The sequence below is a fragment of the Micromonospora inyonensis genome (assembly GCF_900091415.1).
GTDB lineage: Bacteria > Actinomycetota > Actinomycetes > Mycobacteriales > Micromonosporaceae > Micromonospora > Micromonospora inyonensis.
This window is the reverse complement of the sequence record NZ_FMHU01000002.1, coordinates 2,409,869-2,432,220: the sequence shown is the minus strand read 5'-3', so window position 1 is coordinate 2,432,220 and position 22,352 is coordinate 2,409,869. Positions and strand designations below refer to the sequence as shown.

Annotated in this window: 23 protein-coding genes; 12 read left to right on the top strand and 11 right to left on the bottom strand. The window is 73.7% G+C overall.

The window, feature by feature from the left end:
- The first annotated feature begins 87 nt into the window (after positions 1-87).
- Complete coding sequence (locus tag GA0074694_RS25245; RefSeq protein ID WP_091462515.1) at positions 88-393, top strand: hypothetical protein; 306 nt, start codon at positions 88-90, stop codon at positions 391-393.
- 6 nt (positions 394-399) lie between these two features.
- On the top strand, positions 400-1,674 hold the full coding sequence (locus GA0074694_RS25240) for a cupin domain-containing protein (protein WP_091462514.1): 1,275 nt from the start codon (positions 400-402) through the stop codon (positions 1,672-1,674).
- Between the two features lie 69 nt (positions 1,675-1,743).
- Here the strand turns inward: GA0074694_RS25240 and GA0074694_RS25235 are convergent, their stop codons facing one another.
- The 5 genes from GA0074694_RS25235 to GA0074694_RS25215 form a co-directional block, all read right to left on the bottom strand.
- Positions 1,744-2,409 carry a hypothetical protein gene (locus tag GA0074694_RS25235; RefSeq protein WP_091462513.1) on the bottom strand — a complete coding sequence of 222 codons (666 nt, stop codon included), beginning with the start codon at positions 2,407-2,409 and terminating at the stop codon, positions 1,744-1,746.
- Positions 2,406-5,090 carry an FtsK/SpoIIIE domain-containing protein gene (locus GA0074694_RS25230; protein ID WP_091462512.1) on the bottom strand — a complete coding sequence of 895 codons (2,685 nt, stop codon included), beginning with the start codon at positions 5,088-5,090 and terminating at the stop codon, positions 2,406-2,408. Before GA0074694_RS25230 ends, GA0074694_RS25235 begins: the two co-directional genes overlap by 4 nt.
- On the bottom strand, positions 5,083-6,039 hold the full coding sequence (locus GA0074694_RS25225) for a hypothetical protein (protein WP_245714901.1): 957 nt from the start codon (positions 6,037-6,039) through the stop codon (positions 5,083-5,085). The genes GA0074694_RS25230 and GA0074694_RS25225 overlap by 8 nt, the downstream gene beginning before the upstream one ends.
- Before the next feature lie 4 nt (positions 6,040-6,043).
- Positions 6,044-6,304 (bottom strand): hypothetical protein, encoded by a 261-nt coding sequence (locus GA0074694_RS25220; protein WP_091462511.1) that lies wholly within the window; start codon positions 6,302-6,304, stop codon positions 6,044-6,046.
- A gap of 132 nt (positions 6,305-6,436) precedes the next feature.
- Positions 6,437-6,877 (bottom strand): NYN domain-containing protein, encoded by a 441-nt coding sequence (locus GA0074694_RS25215; RefSeq protein WP_245714900.1) that lies wholly within the window; start codon positions 6,875-6,877, stop codon positions 6,437-6,439.
- Between the two features lie 95 nt (positions 6,878-6,972).
- On the opposite strand from GA0074694_RS25215, the gene GA0074694_RS25210 reads away from it, so the two are divergent.
- From GA0074694_RS25210 to GA0074694_RS25205, 3 genes are read left to right on the top strand one after another with little or no spacing between them, the layout of a single operon-like run.
- Positions 6,973-9,528 carry an ATP-dependent Clp protease ATP-binding subunit gene (locus tag GA0074694_RS25210; protein WP_091462510.1) on the top strand — a complete coding sequence of 852 codons (2,556 nt, stop codon included), beginning with the start codon at positions 6,973-6,975 and terminating at the stop codon, positions 9,526-9,528.
- A gap of 25 nt (positions 9,529-9,553) precedes the next feature.
- Positions 9,554-9,715, top strand: a complete 162-nt coding sequence (locus tag GA0074694_RS31970) for a hypothetical protein (RefSeq protein WP_176738115.1) — start codon at positions 9,554-9,556, stop codon at positions 9,713-9,715.
- Complete coding sequence (locus GA0074694_RS25205; RefSeq protein ID WP_091462509.1) at positions 9,715-10,065, top strand: DUF3140 domain-containing protein; 351 nt, start codon at positions 9,715-9,717, stop codon at positions 10,063-10,065. The genes GA0074694_RS31970 and GA0074694_RS25205 overlap by 1 nt, the downstream gene beginning before the upstream one ends.
- Positions 10,066-10,089: 24 nt before the next feature.
- Here GA0074694_RS25205 and GA0074694_RS25200 read toward each other — a convergent pair whose 3' ends face one another.
- The 3 genes from GA0074694_RS25200 to GA0074694_RS25190 all read right to left on the bottom strand — a co-directional run bounded on the left by GA0074694_RS25200 (position 10,090) and on the right by GA0074694_RS25190 (position 12,060).
- On the bottom strand, positions 10,090-10,326 hold the full coding sequence (locus GA0074694_RS25200; RefSeq protein WP_091462508.1) for a hypothetical protein: 237 nt from the start codon (positions 10,324-10,326) through the stop codon (positions 10,090-10,092).
- A gap of 67 nt (positions 10,327-10,393) precedes the next feature.
- The gene (locus GA0074694_RS25195; protein ID WP_091462507.1) at positions 10,394-11,365 is read right to left on the bottom strand and encodes a LysR family transcriptional regulator; all 972 of its coding nucleotides are present in this window, start codon (positions 11,363-11,365) and stop codon (positions 10,394-10,396) included.
- Positions 11,366-11,457: 92 nt separating this feature from the next.
- Positions 11,458-12,060: a hemerythrin domain-containing protein gene (locus tag GA0074694_RS25190; protein WP_091462506.1), complete on the bottom strand. Its 603-nt coding sequence runs from the start codon at positions 12,058-12,060 to the stop codon at positions 11,458-11,460.
- A 215-nt stretch (positions 12,061-12,275) separates the two neighbouring features.
- Between GA0074694_RS25190 and GA0074694_RS25185 the strand changes: the two genes are divergently transcribed.
- The gene (locus GA0074694_RS25185; protein WP_091462505.1) at positions 12,276-13,601 is read left to right on the top strand and encodes a M20/M25/M40 family metallo-hydrolase; all 1,326 of its coding nucleotides are present in this window, start codon (positions 12,276-12,278) and stop codon (positions 13,599-13,601) included.
- A 67-nt stretch (positions 13,602-13,668) separates the two neighbouring features.
- Positions 13,669-14,328, top strand: a complete 660-nt coding sequence (locus tag GA0074694_RS25180; RefSeq protein WP_091462504.1) for a hypothetical protein — start codon at positions 13,669-13,671, stop codon at positions 14,326-14,328.
- Positions 14,329-14,412: 84 nt separating this feature from the next.
- Here GA0074694_RS25180 and GA0074694_RS25175 read toward each other — a convergent pair whose 3' ends face one another.
- Complete coding sequence (locus GA0074694_RS25175; RefSeq protein WP_088984700.1) at positions 14,413-14,604, bottom strand: DUF5703 family protein; 192 nt, start codon at positions 14,602-14,604, stop codon at positions 14,413-14,415.
- 55 nt (positions 14,605-14,659) lie between these two features.
- Positions 14,660-15,628 carry an aldo/keto reductase gene (locus tag GA0074694_RS25170; protein WP_091462503.1) on the bottom strand — a complete coding sequence of 323 codons (969 nt, stop codon included), beginning with the start codon at positions 15,626-15,628 and terminating at the stop codon, positions 14,660-14,662.
- A gap of 180 nt (positions 15,629-15,808) precedes the next feature.
- Here GA0074694_RS25170 and GA0074694_RS25165 point away from each other — a divergent pair, with 180 nt between their 5' ends.
- Together GA0074694_RS25165 and GA0074694_RS25160 are read left to right on the top strand one after the other, a co-directional pair.
- On the top strand, positions 15,809-16,861 hold the full coding sequence (locus GA0074694_RS25165; RefSeq protein WP_091462502.1) for an LLM class F420-dependent oxidoreductase: 1,053 nt from the start codon (positions 15,809-15,811) through the stop codon (positions 16,859-16,861).
- Positions 16,858-17,694: an undecaprenyl-diphosphate phosphatase gene (locus GA0074694_RS25160; RefSeq protein ID WP_091462501.1), complete on the top strand. Its 837-nt coding sequence runs from the start codon at positions 16,858-16,860 to the stop codon at positions 17,692-17,694. Before GA0074694_RS25165 ends, GA0074694_RS25160 begins: the two co-directional genes overlap by 4 nt.
- Before the next feature lie 352 nt (positions 17,695-18,046).
- Here the strand turns inward: GA0074694_RS25160 and GA0074694_RS25155 are convergent, their stop codons facing one another.
- Positions 18,047-19,714 carry an ArnT family glycosyltransferase gene (locus GA0074694_RS25155; protein WP_141714275.1) on the bottom strand — a complete coding sequence of 556 codons (1,668 nt, stop codon included), beginning with the start codon at positions 19,712-19,714 and terminating at the stop codon, positions 18,047-18,049.
- A 329-nt stretch (positions 19,715-20,043) separates the two neighbouring features.
- On the opposite strand from GA0074694_RS25155, the gene GA0074694_RS25150 reads away from it, so the two are divergent.
- The 3 genes from GA0074694_RS25150 to GA0074694_RS25140 all read left to right on the top strand — a co-directional run bounded on the left by GA0074694_RS25150 (position 20,044) and on the right by GA0074694_RS25140 (position 22,254).
- Positions 20,044-20,748, top strand: coding sequence for a histidine phosphatase family protein (locus GA0074694_RS25150; RefSeq protein ID WP_091462499.1), 705 nt, complete (start codon positions 20,044-20,046; stop codon positions 20,746-20,748).
- A 106-nt stretch (positions 20,749-20,854) separates the two neighbouring features.
- On the top strand, positions 20,855-21,439 hold the full coding sequence (locus tag GA0074694_RS25145) for a DUF3090 domain-containing protein (RefSeq protein WP_091462498.1): 585 nt from the start codon (positions 20,855-20,857) through the stop codon (positions 21,437-21,439).
- Positions 21,436-22,254 (top strand): SCO1664 family protein, encoded by an 819-nt coding sequence (locus tag GA0074694_RS25140; RefSeq protein ID WP_091462497.1) that lies wholly within the window; start codon positions 21,436-21,438, stop codon positions 22,252-22,254. Before GA0074694_RS25145 ends, GA0074694_RS25140 begins: the two co-directional genes overlap by 4 nt.
- Positions 22,255-22,352: the final 98 nt, after the last annotated feature.

The following is a 22,352-nucleotide window of genomic DNA, read 5'->3' as shown; positions in this document are numbered from 1 at the left end:
GTTAGAGAAGATCGCGCGGCGGGTACCACCGGCTGCACGACGAGACCCCGTCCCCGGGACGGGGCGGCGACTTCCGAGGGAGCACCGATGGCACTGAACGACGACGACATCAACACGACCAGCGGCGGCGGCCTGGAGGGTCCGGCCGACGGCGGTGCCACCCCCGGTCACCAGGACGGTGGTGCCGATGGCGGCGCGGAGGGTCCGGCCGACGGTGGGGCGACCCCGGGCCAGCAGGACGGTGGTGCCGATGGCGGCGCGGAGGGTCCGGCCGACGGTGGGGCGACCCCGGGCCAGCAGGACGGTGGTGCCGATGGCGGCGCGGAGGGTCCGGCCGACGGTGGCGCGACCCCGGGCCAGCAGGACGGTGGCGCCGATGGCGGCGCCCGGTAACCGGCAGTGACGAACATCGACCCGCCGGGCGGCCCTGGTCGCCCGGCGGTGCCGTCCGCCGCCGTCGCCGCGCTCGCCCGGTGTGTTGCCGTCGAACCGGCGAAGTTCGCCGCCGCCCACTGGGGACGCACCCCGCTGCTGTCCCGCGCCGACGAACTGCCCAACCCGGTCGGCTTCACCGACCTGTTCAGCCCCGCCGACGCCGACGAACTGCTCAGCCGGCGCGGGCTGCGTACCCCCTTCCTCCGGATCGCCCGCGACGGCCAGCTCGTGCCGGCGGCGCGCTGGACCGGTGGTGGTGGGGCCGGCGCCGAGATCGGCGACCAGGTCCTCGACGAACGCGTCCTCGCGCAGTACGCCGACGGCGCCACCCTGGTCCTCCAGGGGCTGCACCGCACCTGGCCGGCGATGATCGACCTGGCCCGCGACCTGGGCCTCGCCGTCGGTCAGCCGTTGCAGGTCAACGCCTACCTCACCCCGCCGGGCAACCAGGGCTTCGCCACCCACTACGACACCCATGACGTCTTCGTGCTCCAGGTCGACGGCCGCAAGCGCTGGCGGATCCACCCGCCGGTGCTGCCCGACCCGCTGGAACGGCAACCGTGGGGCGGCCGGGCCGACGAGGTCTCGGCCACCGCCGAGGGGCCGGCCGCGCTCGACGTGGTGCTCGCCCCCGGCGACGCGCTCTACCTGCCCCGGGGCTGGCTGCACAGCGCCCAGGCGCAGGAGTCCAGCTCGCTGCACCTGACCATCGGCGTCCGGGCGCTCACCCGGTACGCGATCGTCGAGGAGTTGCTCGCCCTCGCCGCCGAAGACCCGCGCCTGCGGGCCACCCTTCCGTTCGGCGTCGACCTGGCCGACCCCGACGCGATCGAACCGGAACTGACCGAGACGGTCGAGGCGCTGCGGGACTGGCTGCTGCGCGCCGACCCGACGGCGGTCGCCGGCCGGCTCCGGCAGCGGGCCTGGCCCGCCGCCCGGCCCGCGCCGATCCGCCCGCTGGCCCAGGCCGCCGCGATCCGTGAGCTGACCGTCGACAGCACCCTCACCGTCCGGCCCGGACTGCGCTGGCAGCTCGTCCCGGACGGCCCGGAACGGGTCGCACTACGCGTCTTCGACCGCACCGTCTCGTTGCCGGCGCAGTGCGCCGAGGCGGTACGGGCCCTGCTCACCGGTGCCGTCGGGCGCGTCGGCGACCTGCCGGGCCTGGACGACGACGCCGATCGGCTCGTCCTCGCCCGGCGACTGCTCCGCGAGGCCGTGCTGGTCCCCGCCGCCTGACCCGGCCCCGCCGCCTGCCCGGCTGCCGGCTCCGGTCCACCGCGTCGTGGCGGCTGCCCGCTGACCGGGTCAGCGGGCGACGGTGAACAGCAGCGCGGTGGTGGCCAGGCCGGCTGCCAGCACGATCGCCATCGGACGGGGGCCGAGCAGGGCGTGCCGCCGGTCGGCGAGCAGCTTCGCCGGCCCCAGCCCGATCAACGGCCCGAGCAGCGAGACCACCAACGCGATCACCGGCAGCCCCACGGCCAGGTCACCGCCGTACCGCTCGCCCGCGACACGCGCTCCGGCCCCCACCGCGTACGCCACCACCGCGCCCAGGGCCCCGCAGAGCGCCAGCAGCGGGTTCACCGCCCCGGGCAGGTCCCCCGGCTGCCGGGTGCGGTCCAGCAGCTCGCGCGCCCGGTCCAGCAGCACCGTCGGGTCACCCGAGGCACCCCGCGCCGGCCCCGGCGGGTCACCCAGGCGACGGGCCCCGGCACCCAGCCGGCCGCGCAGCACCTGCCACAGGTGGTTCGCCTCGGTGTCGACCCGCTCCACCAGTTCGGTGGCCTCGGCGACCTCCGCCTCGGCCCGCCGGACCTGCTCGGCGGCCTCCCGTACGGCCCGTTCGGCGGCGGCGCACTGCCGCTCGTGCCAGCTCTCCGCCTCGGCGCGCTGCGTCGCCGCCCGCGCGGTCAGCTCCGCCAGCCGACGGAGGCAGGCGGCGTACGACTCACTGGTGACCGGTTCGTTCATCGGGAAAGTCCATAGGGGATGATCGTCTGCCCGGTGCGGTGCACCGCCCGGTCGAAGAAGAGTCCCCGCCACGGGCGCGGGTACCAGTCCGGACCACCGGTGCCCGGGTACAACGACGACCCCAGCTCGCCGCCCTGCACGTCCAGCGCCACCCACGCCCCGATCTGGTCGGTCCGCGACGCCGGCCCGCCCAGGTCGATGCGCATCCGGGCCACGCCCCGCCACCAGGCCAGCACATGGGTACGCCGTTCCGGCCCGTCGTGCAGGATCTGCCGCAGGTGCTCCAGCCCGGTTCGCCGGCCTACCCGCGTGCCCAGCCGGCCGGACGCCGCGTCGACCGCGTAGAGCAGCAGGTAGTGCGGGGTGGCCGGGGTGCCCGGCGCGGTGAGTGCCTCGGCCGTCTCGGCCATCAGCTCCGGCACCGTCTCCTCGTCGTACCAGGCGGCGTCGTCGGCGAGGTCGGAGTAGAGGGTGCGGGCGGCGTGGTCGGCGTCCGGGTCGAGACAGGCGATGGAGAACCGGGCCGACCCGGGCTCGTGCTGACGGGCCAGCGACCGCCCGGCCGCGTCGAGCACCGCGCACGCCTCGTCGACCCGGGTGCCCAGCACCGCCAGGTTCCGCCCGGGTGCCCGGGGCAGCCGCAGCGCCGCCGACCGGGCCTGCACGTCGATGATCTCCCCGAGCAGGGCGACCGGGCCGCGTGGCCCGCCCGGCTGCCGGGCCGGGGTCAGGGCGCGGTAGTCGGGGGCGTCGGCGAGCCGGGGGATCGCGTCGCCGTCGAAGAGGCGGGCCGGGGCGGCGTCCGGCGGGCGCATCCGCCACAGCCGGTGCTGGAGCTCGCTCCAGGTTTCCCACTCGCTGGCCGAGGGGATGCGGGCCACCTGGTTGCCCTCCACCATGCCGGACTCCGCGTTGATCACCGCGTGGTGCCGGGGCAGGGACTGGGCGGCGTCGTTGCGCTCGGCGAGGATGCGCAGCGCCTTCGGCAGCGCGATCCGGAGGGTGAACTGGGCGACCAGCGCGGGACGGCCCCACAGCGCCTCGATGCCGCGCACGTCCTGCGAGGCGAGCACCAGGTGGATGCCCTGCGAGCGGCCCCGCCGGGCCAGGTCCTCCAGCAGGTCGGCGGCCTCCCGGGCGACCACGTCCCGGCCGGCGAGCAGCATCTGGAACTCGTCCACCACCGCCACGATCCGGGGCCAGTGCCCGGTCGGGTCGACCGCCCGCAGCTCGGAGAGCTTGGTGACCTCGTGCTGCTTGGCGGCGTCGGCCCGGCGGCGCAGCTCCTCGGCGAGGAAGCGCAGCAGGGCCAGGCCGAACTCCCGGTCGGTGTTGACGTTGATCCCGACCAGCCGCATGTGGGGTAGCCAGCTCGGGTCCCGCCGCCCCTGCGCGAACCGGGCGAAGGACACCCCCTCCTTGAAGTCGAGCAGGTAGAACTCCAGCTCGGCGGGGGAGTAGCGGGAGGCCAGGGCCCCGATCCAGGCGAAGATCAGGTTGGTCTTGCCGGTGCCGGAGGGACCGCCGATCAGGGCGTGCGGCGGATAGTCGCCGAGGGTCAGCAGCACCGGGCGCCCACTGGGCCCCTCGCCGATCGGCGCGACCAGGGCGGTCGACGAGTCCTCCTTCCACATCTGCTCCGGCGGCGGGAGCAGCTCGGTGAACGGGGTCGGGGCCGGGCCAGCGGCGACCGTGCCGGCCACCTGTCGACACGTCTCGGTGACCAGGGGCGCCGGGGGCGGGGGGTCGAGGCGGACCGGCAGCCCGGTCGGCCCGCCGATGCGGACGTCGCCGGGGGCGACCAGGACCCGCTGCACGGTCGGGTCGTCCGGCAGCGGGATGCCCCGGACCACCAGGTGCACCCCGCAGGCCGCCCCGGTCCGGACCACCCGGTCGAGCTGGCCGCGCTCGTGTCGGGACAGTTCGTCCCCGCCGAGCAGCACGGCCACCCGCCACGGCTCCGGCCGCCGCCCGGTCGCCGAGGCCAGTTCCCGCACGGAGGAGTGCTCCCCGGCCAGCACGGTCTCGTTGATCCGGCGGATCTGCTCCACCAGGTCGTCCAGCAACCGGGCCAGTCCACCCGGGCCGACGAAGGTGAGCAGCCCGGCGGTGCCGAGCGGGGCGAATCCGGCCAGGCCGCCGCCGAGGTGCTCCGGGTCGTACCCGATCAGCCGGACCGTGCCCGGCTCGGCCCGGCCGATGCTGCGCAGCAGCAGCGCCGAGACCACCGCGTCGCCGCCGGGGCTGTGGTCGCCGGAGAGGTGGACGTGCCCGGCGTCCAGCAGCGGCACCAGCGCCGGCACCGGTCCCGCACCGGGGATCCGGACGGTGCCGATCCGGACCGCGCCGGGCGGTTCGGCCCGTCCGGCCGGGGTGGGCGTCCACCGCGCCCAGTCGGCCGACGCCGCACCCGGGGCCTCCCGCTCGGCGGCGACGGCGGCCCGCCGGGCCAGCTCCGCGATCCGTGCGGTGTACCGGGAGTCGATCTCGGCGAGTCGGCGGTCCCGTTCGGTGCCGACCCGTTGCGGCACCGTCGCGGCGGCCCGCCGCACCCGTGCCAACCGGTCCTGCCCGGCGTCCAGCTCGCCCCGCGCGGCGGACAGCCGGCCCCGGGCCGAGCCCAACGCCTCGGAGAGCAGGCCCCGGACCCGCCCCACCAACTGGGCCCGACGGTCAGCCATGTGGACCGGGCCTGCCGCGTGCGGGGTCGGTGGCCGCCCGGGGCGGCGGCGCGCCCGCGTCCCGGTCGGATCCGGCCGGTGGCCGCTCGTCGTCGGGCCGCTCGGGCGGTAGGTCCCGGCCGAGCCGGGCCAGCAGCAGGCCGGTCACCACCCCGGCGGTGACCGCCGGGTCGGCCGGGTGCGGCTGCTCGTCGTCGGAGCGCTGCCGGGGCGGGGGCATCCGACAGACCCGGGTCAGCACGGTCTCCAGCACCGGCGGCGGCAGGCCGGGCAGCAGGTCCCGCACCCGACCGTCCAGCTCGTTGCGCAGTTTCGGCAGGTCGGTGGCCTTGGGCGGGTGTCCCAGCAGGTCGCTGGCCAGCTCCCGCAGCAGTGGCGGCGTCACCGTGGCCAGGCCCAGACCGACGTCGGCGTGCGCCCGGCGCAACTCGGTGTGCAGTCGGGTCCGGTCGCCGGCCTTCACCCCGCCGACCACCCGGCGCAGCAGCTCCCGGGCGTCGGTCACCTGCTCGTCCGGGCCGGTTGGCTCGCCCTCCGAGCCGCCGGTCAGCTCCGCCACCCGTACCGCCCACCAGCGGCGCACCGCCGGGGCGGGAGTCGGGTCCCCGGCCGGGTCCCCGTCCGGCGGTGCGGCGTCCCGGGGCGCGTCGTGCGCCGGCTGGCGGGGCTGCGGCTTCGCCGCCGGGGCGCCGTCCGCGCCGAGGCCGATGGCGGCCAGATAGCTGGCGAGCTGCTCCTGCGCCACCCGTAGGGCGTGTCCGGCGGATTCGGCGTGCTCCACGGCGGCGGACAGCTCCGGCACCCCCATCGGGTTCGACGACTCCTGCCGGACCCAGCGCAGCCGCTCGGTGGCCAGGGCGAACTTCTCCAGTGCCTGGGCCAGCGACGCCAGCGGCAGCTCGTCGGAGGCGGCGCGGACCTGGGCTCCGATGTCCTCGATGATCGACATGGGCTCAGAGCGTCGAGACGTAGAGCTGCGCCTGTTCCACCGCGACCAGCGTCGCGGCGAGACACTCCTCCAACTCCTGGCTGGCCTGGGTCAGCGAGGCCTGCGCGGCCTCGACGGTCTCGTGCCCGCTGCCCTCCAACGCGCCGGCGAGGGTCTGCTGTGCCTCGGCCAGCTTCTCACCGGCTGCCTGCACCGCTGTCTGACCTTCACCGATCTGCTGGAGCGCGACATCGATGGCGGCCTTGAGCTCGGCGACGCTCGCCACGGTGAAACCTCCTGGGGGGCGGGGAGGACTCCATTAGAGCCTATCCCGGTGTGGGAGAGAACATCCGCCCTGTGGGTGTTACTGCCCCGCTGTCCGCTTGCCGCCGGTCAGGGCCGAAGGGGTCGGCCACGGTCAGGCCGGTCGGGTCGGATCCGGTGACACGGGCACGGCGGTGGCCCGTCCCGGCGCGTCGCGTTCGCCGCGCAGCCAGCGGGGTCCGTACACCTCCGCACCCAGTGCCCGGACCCGTTCCCGCAGCACCCGGTCCGCGGTCACCACCAGCCGCCGGCGTCCGGTCTCGGCCCCCACCAGTTCCACGATCGCGTCGTCGCCCGACCCGGCGGCGGCCACCACCCGCACCCCGTCGGTGGCCGGTACGTCCCGGGCGGCCCCCTCGACCACCAGCACCACCTCGGCTGGTGCCGGCAGTTCCGGCGGTACGCCCCGACCGCCCACCGGCACCAGCCTGTCCCGTAGCCGGGTGGTGGCGCCGACCCGGTCCCGCCACCACCCGTCGGGGCGGCTCCCGACGACGTTGGCGGCATCCACGATCAGCAGCGGGGTCGTCTCCATGTCCCCCACCCTGCCATCCGGACGCGTTTGTCGGGGCCACCCCCGGGTAGCCCTGCGTGTCGATCCTGTCGCCGCCGATCTCGGGAGGACTGCTCATGTGGGGACCCGCTGACTTCGGCGCCGACCCGTGGGACGAGTTCCTGGCCCGCTACTTCGGCCGGGGGGAGGGCGGTGGCCGACCCGCGCACCGGGTCGACATCACCCGTCTGATGACCGCCGACGCGCGGGAGTTGCTGGCCGACGCCGCCCGCCGCGCGGCCCAGCGACGCAGCAACGACCTGGACACCGACCACCTGCTCTGGGCCGCCCTGCAACGCCAGGCGCTACGCGACCTGATGAGCCGGGCCGGTGCGGATCCGGACACCCTGCTCAACGCACTCGGGGGCCGGGGCGACGGGGCGCCCGGCGGCGAGGTGCCGCCGAACCTCTCCCTCACCCCGGCGGCCAAGCGGGCACTGCTCGACGCCCACCAGCTCGCCCGGGCGATCGGGGCGAACTACATCGGCCCCGAACACATCCTCATGGCCCTGCCGCTCAACCCGGAGTCGCCGGCCGGGCGGATGCTGGCGGCCGGGCGGATCCAACCGGAGTCCCTGCAGGCGGCGGGGACGGAGCGGGGACCGATGAGTGGCGCAGGAGCGGACCGGGGCACACCGACCCTGGACCAGTACGGCCAGGACCTGACCGACCTCGCCAAGGCCGACCGGATCGACCCGGTGATCGGCCGCGGCGACGAGATCGAGCAGGCAGTGGAGATCCTCTCCCGCCGTACCAAGAACAACCCGGTGCTGATCGGCGAGGCCGGCGTCGGCAAGACCGCGATCGTCGAGGGGCTGGCCGAGCGGATCTGCGACGGCGACGTGCCGCAGACGCTGATCGGCAAGCGGGTCATCCAGCTCGACCTGGCGGGACTGGTCGCCGGCACCCGTTACCGGGGCGACTTCGAGGAACGGCTGAAGAAGGTGATCGACGAGATCCGCGCCCACCGCGACGAGCTGATCATCTTCCTGGACGAGATCCACACCCTGGTCGGGGCCGGTGGGGCCGGCAGCGAGGGGGGCATGGACGCCTCCAACATGCTCAAGCCCGCGCTGGCCCGGGGCGAGCTTCGGGTCATCGGCGCGACCACGCTGGACGAGTACCGGCGCAGCATCGAGAAGGACGCCGCGCTGGCCCGCCGCTTCCAGCCGGTCCTCGTGCCGGAGCCCACCGTCGAGGACACCGTCGCCATCCTGCGTGGCCTGCGCGACCGGTACGAGGCCCACCACCAGGTCCGGTTCACCGACGAGTCGCTGGTCGCCGCCGCCGAACTCGCCGACCGGTACGTCACCGACCGCTACCTACCGGACAAGGCGATCGACCTGATCGACCAGGCCGGCGCGCGGGTGCGGCTGCGGACCCGGACGCCGGCGGCGGACGTGCGGGAGCTGGAACGCCAGCTCGACGAGGTGCGCCGGGACAAGGAGCAGGCGGTCGCCGACGAGCAGTACGAGCGCGCCTCCGCGCTGCGGGACCGGCTGACGGAGATCGAGGAACAGATCAGGGTGGCCAGGGGCGAGACCGACGCCCCGCAGGTGCCCGAGGTCGGACCGGCGGAGATCGCCGAGGTGGTCTCCCGGGCCACCGGCATCCCGGTCAACCAGCTCACCGAGGAGGAACGGGACCGGCTGCTGCGGCTGGAGGGGCACCTGCACGAGCGGGTGGTCGGCCAGGAGGACGCGGTGAACGCGGTCGCCGAGGCGGTCCGCCGCTCCCGGACCGGGCTGGCCGATCCGGACCGGCCGATGGGCAGCTTCCTCTTCCTCGGCCCCACCGGCGTCGGCAAGACCGAGCTGGGCCGGGCCCTGGCGGAGGCGCTGTTCGGCGACGCCGACCGGATGGTCCGGCTGGACATGAGCGAGTTCGGGGAACGGCACATGGTCGCCCGGCTGGTCGGCGCGCCCCCCGGCTACGTCGGGTACGAGGAGGCCGGCCAGCTCACCGAGGCCGTCCGGCGTCGCCCGTACGCGGTGGTGCTGCTGGACGAGATCGAGAAGGCGCACCCGGACGTGTTCAACATCCTGCTCCAGGTGCTCGACGACGGCCGGCTCACCGACAGCCAGGGCCGGACGGTGAACTTCCGGAACACCGTGCTGATCATGACCAGCAACCTCGGTTCGGAGCTGATCACCGGGGCCGGCCGCAGCGTCGGCTTCGGTGCCGGCGAACCCGGCAGCCCGCAGGAGACCGACGAACTGCGCGAGCGGCTGATGCGCCGGCTCCAGGAGAACTTCCGTCCGGAGTTCCTCAACCGGATCGACGAGATCATCGTCTTCCGCCGGCTCGAGGCGGAGCAGTTGCGGCAGATCACGGGCCTGCTGCTGGAGGAGACCCGGCGTCGGTTGCACGCGCAGGACATCACCGTCGACGTCACCGAGGCGGGCGTCGACTGGCTCGCCGAGCAGGGGCACCAGCCCGAGTTCGGGGCCCGTCCACTGCGCCGGACGATCCAGCGCGAGCTGGACAACCGGCTGTCCCGGATGCTGCTGGAGGGGGACATCTCACCCGGCCAGCGGGTGACCGTGGACGCCCGGGACGGTGAGCTCGCCTTCGACGTGGCCGCCGGCGAGCGGGGCGGGTACCGGCCGGCGACGACCACCCATCCCCGATGACCGTCCCGACGAGCGGAGGCCGCCGGTGAGCGAGCCCGAGGAGAGCCAGGACGACGTGGAGCCCACCGAACGCATCGAGGCCCCACCGACGGCGAACCCGACCCGGGTCCAGGTGCCGCCGGAGGGGCCCGCGGCCCTGCCGGAGAACGTGCGACCGGCCGATCCCGGCCCTGCAGAGGAGGCGTGATGGCACGCGAGACGCGAGTCGACGCGGACGTGGAAGTGCTCTGGGACGACTTCCACGCGCGGGTGAACATGCCCTCGGAGCAGTTGCGGCAGTGGCTGCTCACCCGCGGCTCGGGGGAGGAGGCGTTCGGCCCGAACCCCGACCTGGACCTGCCCGAGCCGGGCCGGCACATCCTCGCCGTGCTCCGCAAGCGCAAGGTGGACCTCACCGGGGAGGACATCCGGGTCATGCGGGACGCCGTGGCCCGGATCGACGCCCTGACCTCGGACCGGCCGGCCGGCGGCAACGCCGACGACGGGTGGCGGCACGCCCTGCTCGACCTGGGACACGACCCGCTCGCGGAGCGCTGACCACCGCCCCCGGTCGACCCGGGGTCACTCCGGTTCGATGCTGGCCACGGCCAGGCCGAGCGCGTCCACCGCGGCCTGCCGGTCGGCGCGGGCGCGCTCCTCCCGACTGAGCAGGGTGGCGTACTCGGCGACGTGCTCCGGACCGGGGGTGGCCGGCAGGGTGCGCAGGAACGACTCCACGTCACGGGCGGCGGCGGTGTGCGCGGCGGCGGCCCGGCGGGCGGTCTCCCGGTCGTCGCCGGGACGGTCAGTGTCGGTCATGTCCACCCTGTACCCGTTCGCCGCGACTTCGCACCCGGCGGCCCGGCTTCCGCCGCCCGCCCCCGGCCTACACCGGAGTACGCTGCCGCGCCCCGAACTCGGGGTTGTCCAGCAGCCACTCCAGGTACGCCGGGTGCGGCGCGAGGGCGTCGGTGTACGCGGCCGTCGCCGTCGCCAGCACCCCCTTGGCGAACCGGGCCGCCGGGGACTCCGGGTGCCAGCCCAGCAGCAGCCGCCAGCGCAGCGGGTTGCCGGCCAGCCGGCGGGTCACCAGGCCGGGCACCGGCCGGAAGGTGGCCTGGCACAGCGCCACCGCCACACCCGCCTCGACCAGGTCCATGCAGACGCGCACGTCCGTCTCGTACACCTTGCGAGGGGTGAAGCCGGCGCGTGCGCACGCGGCGGCGAAGCAGTCGCCGAAGCAGCCGTCGCCGGGCGCGGCCACCCACTGCTCGCGCCGCAGCTTCGCCAGCGGGACCTCGTCGCCGTCGGCGAGCGGGTGGGACTCGGGCAGCAGCACGAAGACCGGGTCGACGGCCACCTCCCGCCAGCTCAGCCCGAACTCCGCCGACGGCGCGGCGTCGCCGCACACCCCGGTCAGCACGTAGTCCAGCCTGCCGTTGAAGACCAACTGGGACAGTTCGTCGACCGACCACGAGGCGTACGTGCTGATCGGCGCGGCGGGCTGCTCGGCGGCGATGCGGTGCACCAGCCGGCCCAGGATCGGACTGTTCACCCCGCCGAACCGGTACCGGCTCAACGCGTCCCCGGCACTGGTTAGCCGGGCCGCCTCGTCCTGGAGGCCCTTCATCGCCGGCAGCAGCACCCGGGCCCGGGCCAGCACCAGCTCGCCCAGCGCGGTCGGCCGGGCGCCGCGCCGGTCGCGGTCGAACAACGCACCGCCGAGCGCCCGCTCGATGCGCTGGAGCTGCGCGGTGAGCGCCGGTTGTGCCAGTCCGAGGGTCGAGGCCGCCTTGGTCACGCTGCCGGTCTCCGCGATCGCGCAGACCACCCTGAGATGTCGCAACTCCAGGTTCATGACGTGACGGTATGACCGAGTCGGGACTTCCGGAAGACCTTTCGTGTTTCGAAGAGTTCCGATGGATGGCGGAACCTGGACAGTGGGCCTGGTCAATCCCGGTCGAGGTCGGCCGGATACGTCGGGCGGCCGGTGACCGCGTCGCGGATCTTGTCGACCACCCCGACCGCCGGCTCGACGATCCGGTTCCACGGTGGAGCGGTCGGCGTCCCGGGATGCGGACGGGTCGGGGCCGCCTCCTCGGCGATGGCGAACCGGTTGCCGAGCCGGATCAGCTCCTCCTCGGTGGCCACCCCGCGCAGCCGGGCCAGGGCCGGCTCCACCGCCGCCACGTGCTGCCGCCAGCGGCGGCGTACGTCGGCGGCGTGTTCCGGGTCGGCCGCCCGGACGGCCCGCCGCAGGGCCGTGTCGGTCTCGACGTCGCGGTCGGCCAGTTCCGCGCCGTCGGGCAGCGCGCCGCGCAGCGCCGGGTAGAGGTACTGCTCCTCGCCGGAGAGGTGCCGGGACACCTCGGCGGTGAACACGTCGGCCACCGCGCGTCGCCGGTCGGCGTCCGTGGCCGGGTCGGCCAGCTCCTCGACCAGCGCGGTGATCCGCCGGTGTTCCTCGTTGACGACGTCGACCACGCTCCGGCCGCCGGGACGGTACCCCTCGTCGCCCTCGGCGGGCGGCAACGGCGGCAGCGGGACGCTCATAGGTGCCTCCTCGCACGGAGCGGACCCGACCGGCGGCGAGCGGCGTCGACGCCGGACGGTACGGGACGCCAGCGGCGGTACCCGACCGGCAGCCGTCCGAAACCGGCCCGCCTCCGACAACGGGACCGGGTGGACGGCCCTGCGCCGCTCACGGCCGGCCCACTGGCGCGTACGGGTCTCGTGGCGGGCGCGGTGCGGCTGGTAAGAAGAACGCCATGACCGACCCCGTACCCGCCGTGCCCGAGCCCACCGACGAGGTCGTGGCACTCTGCCGTGACCTGCTGCGGATCGACACCACCAACACCGGCGACAATGCCACCAGCGCCGGCGAGCGGCAGGCGGCCGAGTACGTCGCGGAGAAGCTGGCCGAGGTCGGCGTCGACGCCACCCTGCTGGAGTCGGCCCCCGGCCGGGCCAACCTGGTCGCCCGGATCCCCGGCGCCGACCCGGGCCGGGGCGCCCTGCTGGTGCACGGCCACCTCGACGTCGTCCCCGCCGACGCCGACGAGTGGTCGGTGCACCCCTTCTCCGGCGAGATCCGCGACGGGTACCTGTGGGGGCGCGGCGCGATCGACATGAAGGACTTCGACGCGATGGTGCTGGCCGTGGTCCGCCACTGGCAGCGCACCGGCGTCCGGCCGCCCCGGGACATCGTGCTGTGCTACACCGCCGACGAGGAGGCGGGCAGCGACTACGGCGCGCACTTCCTGGCCGAGCGCCACCGGGACCTCTTCGACGGCTGCACCGAGGCGGTCGGCGAGGTGGGTGGCTTCTCCTACACCGTGGACGACGCCACCCGGCTCTACCTCATCGAGACCGCCGAGAAGGGCATCGACTGGCTGCGGCTGCACGCCAAGGGGCGTCCCGGGCACGGCTCGTTCGTGCACGACGACAACGCGGTCACCGCGCTCGCCGAGGCGGTCGCCCGGATCGGTCGACACCGTTTCCCGCTGACCGTCACCCCGACGGTCCGGGCGTTCCTGGAGGCGGTCTCCGAGGTGCTCGGCGTCGAGCTCGACCCGGACGACCCGGAGACCGCGATCGCCCGGCTGGGCCCGATCGCCAACATCATCGGCGCCACCGTCCGTAGCACCGCCAACCCGACCCGACTGGCCGCCGGCTACAAGGACAACGTCATCCCCGGCCGGGCCACCGCCACCATCGACTGCCGCAGCCTGCCCGGCCAGTCCGAGATGCTGGAACAGCAGCTGCGCGAGCTGGTCGGCCCGGGCATCGACATCGAGTACATCCAGCGCCAGCCCGCCCTGGAGACCACCTTCGACGGGGCGCTGGTGGAGGCGATGTCCGCCGCGCTGCGCGCCGAGGACCCGGGGGCCCGGCCGGTGCCGTACATGCTCTCCGGCGGCACCGACGCCAAGGCGTTCGCCCAGCTCGGCATCCGCTGCTTCGGGTTCGCCCCGCTCCGGCTCCCGCCCGACCTGAATTTCTCCGCGCTCTTCCACGGCATCGACGAGCGGGTTCCGGTGGACGGACTACAGTTCGGCGTGCGGGTTCTCGACCGGTTCCTCCGCACCTGCTGACCGGCACCGCGCCGCGACGCGCCACCGGTACGGCTTCTTCCCCCCATCGCGAAAGGGACTTCCTCACATGACCGACCAGCACGTTGAGCTGGACGCTGCCCTCGAGCGGGTGATCGACGCGGCCCGCCGGCACCTGGCCGCGGTCCGCGCCGCCCAGGGCCGGGTCGACGACGACGACGTCTGGCAGGCGTACGTCGAGTTGAACAACGCCTCCTTCGCCTACGACGAGCAGCTCCTCGACGCCTTCGGCGAGGTCACTCCGTGGGACGTGGAGTCGATCGACCCGAACGAGGCCGACGCGCACTTCGGCCCGGACGGCGAGGGCGCCGAGCCCACCGACCCGCACCCGCAGGTGATCTCCGTACGCCAGCGCCGCGACTACCGGGTTCCGAGCGTGTCGGCGCTGATCCGCGCCGCGGAGGTGGCCCGTCGGGAGGGCACCCCGGCCGACGACGAGCCGGCCCCGGTCGAGGGCGTCGGCGAGGCGGTGCTGGAACTGCTGCAGAGCGGCGACGGCTCGCTCAGCGCGCTGGACGTTCCCGAGCTGGAGCCGCTCGACGGGGTAGTGATGGTCAGCGAGGTGGGCACCCCGGTCGACCTGGAATCGTTCGACGACGACGATCCGGTCGGCCCCTTCCAGCCGGCTGCCGACGACCGCCTGGTCGGCCGGCTCGACGAACACCCCTTCCTCGACCTGGACGAGGACGAACTGGGGCACACGCACTGAGTGCCCCGTCGGACGCCACGGGCCGAGCCGAACGGCCCGGGCCCGTGGCGTCGGTGCGGGACGGGTCCGCCGTCGGCGGCGCCGTCAGTAGGACAGGCCCGGCTGTGGCTGGTTGACCCGACGGCGACGCAGTACCACCTGGCGGGTGCCGTCCCGGTACAGCCGTACCCGGGCCAGCTCCCAGCCGGCGTACTCGGCCTGGATCGCCAGCTGCACCGCGGCGGTCACCCGGTCGACGTTCGGCGGTAGCCGCAGCGGCGCGTACTCGTAGTCCATGCCGCCTATGCTGCCCAGCCCGGCGACGTGGCGCCACCCGGTCGGGCCGGGCCGGTCAGCCGGCGCGTTCCGGGTAGCCGACCTCGACCGCCGAGACGTCGTCGAGCGCCGTGGTGATCTCCTCCGGCAGGGTGATCCGATCGACCTGCAACGCGCCGAGCAGCTGGCCGACGGTCCGCGCGCCGAGGATCGGCGCGACCACGCCGGGCCGGTCCCGGACCCAGGCCAGCGCCACCTCCAGCGGTGACACGCCGAGCCCGCCGGCGGCGGTGGCCACCGCCTCCACGATGCTGGAGCAGCGAGGCTCCAGGTAGGGGGCGACGAACGGAGCGAAATGCGACGAGGTGGCGCGCGAGTCGGCCGGACGGCCGTGCCGGTACTTGCCGGTGAGCACCCCCCGGCCCAGTGGCGACCAGGGCAGCACCCCGAGCCCCATGGCGGCGCAGGCCGGCAGCACCTCCCGCTCGACCCCCCGCTCCAGCAGCGAGTACTCGACCTGCGCGGCGACCACCGGCGCGCGGCCGGGGTAGGCCGCCTGCCACGCGGCGGCCCGGGCGGTCTGCCAGCCGGAGAAGTTCGACACCCCCACGTACCGGACCCGCCCGCTGGTGACCGCGTGGTCGAGCGCCGACAGCGTCTCCTCCAGTGGGGTGTCCGGGTCGTATCCGTGCACCTGCCACAGGTCGACGTGGTCGGTGCCGAGCCGGCGCAGCGAGGCGTCCAACGTCCGTAGCAGGTGCCCCCGGGATCCGTCCCGGCGGCGGGTGCCCGGCCGCAGACCGGCCTTGGTCGCGATGAGCAGGTCGTCGCGGGGCACGAGGGTGCCCAGCAGCGAGCCGATCACCGACTCGGCGTCCCCGTCGCCGTAGACGTCGGCGGTGTCGACCAGATTGCCGCCCGCGTCGAGGTAGCCCTTCAGTTGGGCGGCCGCATCGTCGGCGTCGGTGTCCCGACCCCAGGTCATAGTGCCGAGCGCGAGCCGGGAAACCGCCAGCCCGCTTCGGCCGAGCGGTCGCTGTTGCATGCATGAACCTTATTTCGAACCGGCGCGCACCGACATCCTCGTCTCCGTCAACTCTCCGACCGTCCCGGCCATGCGTGCCGGGTACGTCCGGCCGCGCTCCCACGGGACGAGGCGGTGGTCGGTCCCGTTGCCGGCATTGCGTAACCTGGTGCGACTCGTGGTGCGGGATGGGGGAGGACCATGCGACTCGGGCTCAGCCTCGGATACCAGACGGCGTGGAGCACGCCGGCAGACCACCTGGCTCTGGCCCAGGAGGCGGACCGGCTCGGCTATTCGGTGGTGTGGACGGCGGAGGCCTACGGCTCCGACTCGCCGAGCATGCTGGCGTGGATCGCCGGGCAGACCGAACGGATCGACGTGGGCAGCGCGGTGATGCAGATCCCGGGGCGGACCCCGGCGGCGACCGCGATGACCGCGGCCACCATCGACGCGCTCTCCGGTGGCCGGTTCCGGCTCGGCCTGGGGGTCTCCGGCCCGCAGGTCTCCGAGGGGTGGCACGGCGTCCGGTTCGCCAAGCCCCTCGCCCGGACCCGCGAGTACGTCGACATCGTCAAGCTCGCCATCGGCCGGAAGGAGGTCGCCTACGCGGGCGAGCACTACACACTCCCGCTGCCCGACGGCCCCGGCAAGGCGCTCCGGCTCGGCTTCCGCCCGCCGCGCGAGCACATCCCGATCTACCTCGCCGCCGTGGGTCCGAAGAACCTGGAACTGGCCGGGGAGATCGCCGACGGCTGGCTGGCCGTCTTCTACGCGCCGGAGTACGCCGAGGAACAGCTCGCGGCGGTCCGCGCCGGCCGGGCGAAGGCCGGCAAGGAGCTGGCCGGCTTCGACGTCGTACCGTCGGTGCCGGTGGTGGTCGGTGACGACGTCGCCGCCTGTGCCGAGCTGGTCCGCTTCTACGCCGCGCTCTACGTCGGCGGCATGGGCAGCCGCCAGCAGAACTTCTACAACCAGCTCGCCACCCGGATGGGCTACGGTGACGCGGCCCGCGAGGTGCAGGACCTCTACCTCGCCAAGCGGCAGCGGGACGCCGCCGCCGCGGTGCCGACGGAGTTCATCGACCGCACCTCGCTGCTCGGCGGAAAGGAGCGCATCGCCGAGCGGATGCGCGAGTACGCCGCCGCCGGCGTCACCACCCTGTCGCTGACCCTCTTCGTGGCCGACCGGGAAAGCGGCGTGCAGACCCTGCGCACCTGCGCGGAGGCGCTGGAACTCGCGGGAGTGGGCGAGTGAGCTGGATCGAGGCGATCGTTCTCGGCATCGTCCAGGGTCTCACCGAGTTCCTCCCGGTCAGCTCGTCCGGCCACCTGCGGATCACGTCGGCGATCTTCTTCGAGCGGGACGCCGGGGCGTCGTTCACGGCGGTGACCCAGCTCGGCACCGAGGCGGCCGTACTGATCTACTTCGCCAAGGACATCTGGCGGATCACCCGGGTCTGGCTGGTCGGCATCCGCGACAGGTCGGTCCGCTCCAGCCTCGACTACCGGATGGGCTGGTACGTGATCGTCGGCTCGATCCCGATCGGCACCTTCGGTTTCCTGTTCAAGGACCAGATCCAGACCGCCGCCCGCAATCTCTGGCTGGTGGCCACCACGCTCATCGTCTTCGCGTTCGTGCTCGCCTTCGCCGAGTACTGGGGCCGGCAGACCCGCACCCTGGCGAACTTCCGGATGTCCGACGGCGTGGTGATGGGCTTCGCCCAGGCGATGGCGCTGATCCCGGGGGTCTCCCGGTCCGGCGGTACGCTCACCGCCGGCCTGATGCTCAACCTGACCCGGGAGGCGGCGGCCCGCTACTCGTTCCTGCTGGCCATCCCGGCCGTGGTGATGTCCGGCGTGTTCAGCCTGGGTGACGTCTTCGAACCGGCCGCACCCGGGACCTCGGTCCCCAGCGTGGCCCAGATGGTGGTGGCGACCGTGATCGCGTTCGCCATCGGGTACGCGGCGATCGCCTGGCTGCTCCGCTACGTCGCGCACCACACCCTGTACGTGTTCGTCCTCTACCGGGTGGCCCTCGGCACCCTGGTGCTGGCGCTGCTGATGACCGGCACCATCTCCGCCACTTGAGGTTCGGCGACGCGTGACGGGCCGGCACCCTGTCCGGGTGCCGGCCTTCGCGGTGGGAGTCGATGGCCGGTGGGTAGACGCAGGGGCGTCGCGGGTGCTGGTCTTCGCTGGACCGCGCCCGTGACGTGACACCCGCCTTCATGGGGCGAGAGTCGACGCCCGGCCCTGGGATGGAGCGGGTGCGCACCGAGACAGACCGGTGGACAGATCGCGACGGGATCTGCGCCACCGCGCGGTGTGCCCCTGCCTCCTCGCTGGGCCGTTCTTCCGCTGGTCTTGGTCGCCGTTGATCGACCGCCTCGGCGCGGCTGGCCGCGCTCCGTGTCGATGACCCGCGCCATCGGGCGGTGGATCAGTTCCGCGTCGGCTTCTGACGGCAGAGGTATACCTGGTAACCCGCGACGTCGTGCAGGGAAACGACGTCGACGCCCGCCGGGGCTGACCGGGCGAAGTTGTCCGCCATGGCACTCGAGTCGGGTAGAACGTAGGCCACCTGCTCCGACTGCCGGACCTGGTCGCGGTACGGCCGGTACCGGTCGAACCCGGGCGTCAGGTCCTCGTCGAGGACCGCGCAACGGATCCGCTCCCCGCTGCGGTAGGCAAGCCGGTTGCACGTCCAGTACTCGGAGTAGACGTGGGCGATGCCAGCCGCCCGCAGACGGTCCAGAATTTCCTGTTCGTCGTCAGCCTTGGCGGCGTAGTGGGGCCGGTGGGCGATCAACTGCCCGGTGGCGACCAGCAGGCCGGTGAACACGGCGATGGCGAGTGCGGTGCAGCCGACGGCCACGACGACGCCACGCCAGCGCGGGTGGGTCGCACGTCGTTGGCGTGCCTCCCTGCCGAACAGGGACCTCGTCCCGATCCACAGCGGCCAGAGAACGGCCGGCAGCGACACCATCCCGTAGTGCAGGTAGCGGGCGCTCTCGATCGGGGTCGTCGCCGACGAGGAGCTCGCGATGTACGCGGCCAGGGTCATCGCCGCACCGGCGACGAGAGCGAGCCGACCGGCCTGCAGACGACGTTCATCCGGGTCGTCCCGACGAATCGCCGCGACCGCGACGGTCGCCGCCACGACCATCAGAATCAGGTAAGCCGGCCCCCACCACATCTGCCAGGTTTCGCAACGACTCGGCGCGCACATCCCGGAACTGAGCGGCAGGCCGAGGAGAACCGCACCGTGCAACCTGTCCGACCACGCAGCCGGCTCGGTCGCGCCACTGAGAGACAGCAGCACCGAGAAGGAGTCGGGGTGATCGGAGCGGTGGGTGAACCATATCAACGGGGCTGCGCCGAGGAGGAACCCGACAACCGCCAGGAAGGCCTGCCGCATGGTCAGCCCTGCTCGGCTCGTCCATGCCACGAGCAGTCCGGCGGCGGCGACGTACGGCAGGGCGAGCCAGTGGGTCCAGACGACGTAGCCGGCCAACCAGCCCCACACCGCGAAGGTAATCTGTCGCTTCTCCGGCCGGAGAACCAGAAGCGCGGACGCCAGCATGAGTCCCGCGGTAGCGGTGGCTACGTCGGAATAGCCGCCAGCTCCGATGATCTGGTCTTTCACCACCCGGTCGGACCCGAACGCTAGGACCGCGATGACGACGACGGCGAACCAGCGTGTGTAGAGCGTATGCGTCAGCCGGAAGACGAGTAGGAGGAAGACCGCGTACATCGCGAGTGCCGGCAGGCGAAGTACCCACCAGCTCGAACCCAGAAGCTGCGCCAAGGGAGCTGCGAGGTAGGAATAAAAAGTGCCCATGTAGTCTTGGCCGTAGAAGAACGTCGGCCAGTGCCGACCTTCTCCGATGTGCAGGGCGGCCAGGCCGGCAGTGCCCTCATCGCTGTTCGCCGGCGGAACATCCAGCGCCATCAGAATAGCCCGGTACATGACACCCGCAAGGCCGATCGCCGCCGCCGCATAGCCGGGAAGGGATTCTCGCAGGTGAATCGGCGCGGATCCCGCTGTCATTTCTCCCGCCGTCCGTGTGCGTCCACCGATCTTGTGTTTGCCGACCAGCTTCGCCACAGATCTCCCTCGCTGAACGGCGTCACAATCTCGTTGCACCGTGCTTGGCGATTCTGCCACAGCACGTGCGGTGGGACCGATCCGCAATGATGGCCGGACCCGCGCAACATATGCAAACCGGCACCTTATGCTGCTCCCCCGGCGCCGAATGCCGGGACGGCACGTTTCAGAAAGCTTGGCCGCCGCTTCCCACCGGCCGGCCATCCGCCGGGTCGATGTACTCGAATGAGCCAGCCGCTCACGTCGACGTTGGCGGGGAACGGGGCCGGTGGGGGAGTGTGGACGAGCAGAGGAGCGGAACGCGCCGGCACAGGCCATAGGGTGGTCGCGTGGCGACCCTTCTGCTTCTACGACACGGCCGGACGACGGCGAACGCCGACGGCGGGCTGGCCGGTCGGCAACCGGTCGAACTGGACGAGACGGGACGGGCGCAGGCCCGCGCCGTCGGCGAGCGGCTGCGTGTCCTGCCGCTGGCCGCCGTGGTGACCAGCCCTCTGGTCCGTTGCCGGCAGACCCTGGAACTGGCCCTGCCCGAGGCGTCCCCGGCGGTCGAGGACGGATTGATCGAGTGCGGATACGGCGAGTGGGAGGGACAGCCGCTCAAGAAGCTGGCCAAGGACCCCCTCTGGCCGGTGGTGCAGCAGCACCCGAGCGCGGCGGTGTTCCCCGGGGGAGAGGCGATGGCCGCGATGGCGGCCCGCGCGGTCGCGGCGGTGCGCTCCTGGGACGCCCGGCTCACCGCCGAGCACGGCCCGGAGGCGGTCTGGTTGGCGTGCAGCCACGGCGATGTGATCAAGGCCGTGGTGGCGGACGCGCTCGGCGTGCACCTGGACCTGTTCCAGCGGATCGTCGCCGACCCCGCGTCGGTGACCGCGATCCGGTACACCCCGACCCGACCGTTCCTGCTGCGGCTCAACGACACTGGCGGCGACCTGGCCGGGCTCGTCCCCGCGCCCCGCAAACGGCGACGCCGTACCTCCCGGGCGGCGGATTCGGACGCCGCGGTGGGCGGGGGCGCGGGAGCCGGCCGGTGACCGTCTCCGGCCGGGTGGCGACCGGCACGCCGAGCCGTCCGCCCGGACGACCGTTCTGGGTCGGTGGGGTGCACGCCCGTTCCCACGGCCGGATAGGGTCGTGGGTATGACCCACCAGGTACACGCCTTCGAACCGCCGGAGCGGTTCGTCGCTGGGACCGTGGGGCCGCCGGGGGAGCGGACGTTCTTCCTCCAGGCGCGCGGCGCTGGCCGGGTGGTCAGTGTCGCGCTGGAGAAGGTCCAGGTTTCCCTGCTGGCCGAGAAGCTGGAGGAACTCCTCACCGAGGCGCAGCGGCGCTTCGGCGTCGAGCTGCCCGAGCTGCCGGCCGCCGGTGCGGCTGACAACGACCCGTTGGACACGCCGGTGGACGAGGAGTTCCGGGTCGGCACCCTGGGCCTGGCGTTCGACGTCGACACGTCGACCGTGGTGATCGAGGCGATCGCCGCGGGCGAGACGGAGGTCGAGGTCGAACTGGGTGAGGACGACGACGACGACGATGACGACGACGTGGTCGAACCGGACGAGGACCTGGACCGGCTCCGCGTGCGGCTGACCCCGCAGGAGACCCGCCGGTTCATCGAACGCGCCCGGCGGGTGGTCAACGCCGGGCGGCAGCCCTGCCCGCTCTGCGGCCAGCCGCTCGACCCCGCCGGTCACCTCTGCCCCCGGCACAACGGCTACCACCGGTGACCTTGTCGGACACCCGGCACTCCGAGGAGGAGAGCGCCGCACTGCGGCTCCTCCGCGAGGGTGAGTTCGTCCTGGAGGGGCGGCTCGTGGACGCCTCCAACACCACCCTCCGCGGCACGCTCACCCTGGACGGGGTGACCGTTCGCTGCGTCTACAAGCCGATCCGCGGCGAGCGCCCGCTCTGGGACTTCCCGGACGGCACGCTCGCCGACCGGGAGGTCGCCGCGTACCTGGTCTCCCGGGCCACCGGCTGGGACCTGGTCCCGCCGACGGTGCTGCGGGACGGGCCGTTCGGCCCCGGCTCGTGCCAGCTCTGGATCGACGAGCCGTCCGACGCCGAACCACTTGTCGGGTTCGTGCCGGCGGACACGGTGCCGCCGCGCTGGTTCCCGATCGCCGCCGCCCGGGACGACGACGGCACGCCGTACGCGCTGGCGCACGCCGACGATCCGCGCCTGGCCCGGCTGGCGGTGCTGGACGCGGTGCTCAACAACGCCGACCGCAAGGGCGGGCACGTGCTGGTCGGCCCGGACGACCGGATCCACGGGGTGGACCACGGGGTCACCTTCCACGTCGACGAGAAGCTGCGCACGGTGCTCTGGGGCTGGTCGGGCCGGCCGCTGCCGGAGGACGCGGTGCGGATGCTCGACGCGCTCGCCGGCCAGGTCGACGGCACGCTCGGCGAGGAGCTGGCCGCCCACCTGACGCTGACCGAGATCCGCCGGCTCGCCGCCCGGATCCACGCGTTGCGGGAGTCCGGCCGTTTCCCCCTGCCGTCGCAGGACTGGCCCGCGGTGCCCTGGCCCCCCATCTGAGCTGCGGAACCTACCCGGACGCGGGTACGCCGCCCGCGCGCTGGCCCGACCCCGTCGGGAGCCTGTCGGGTTGATCACCAACGCGGGGCGTCCCCGCC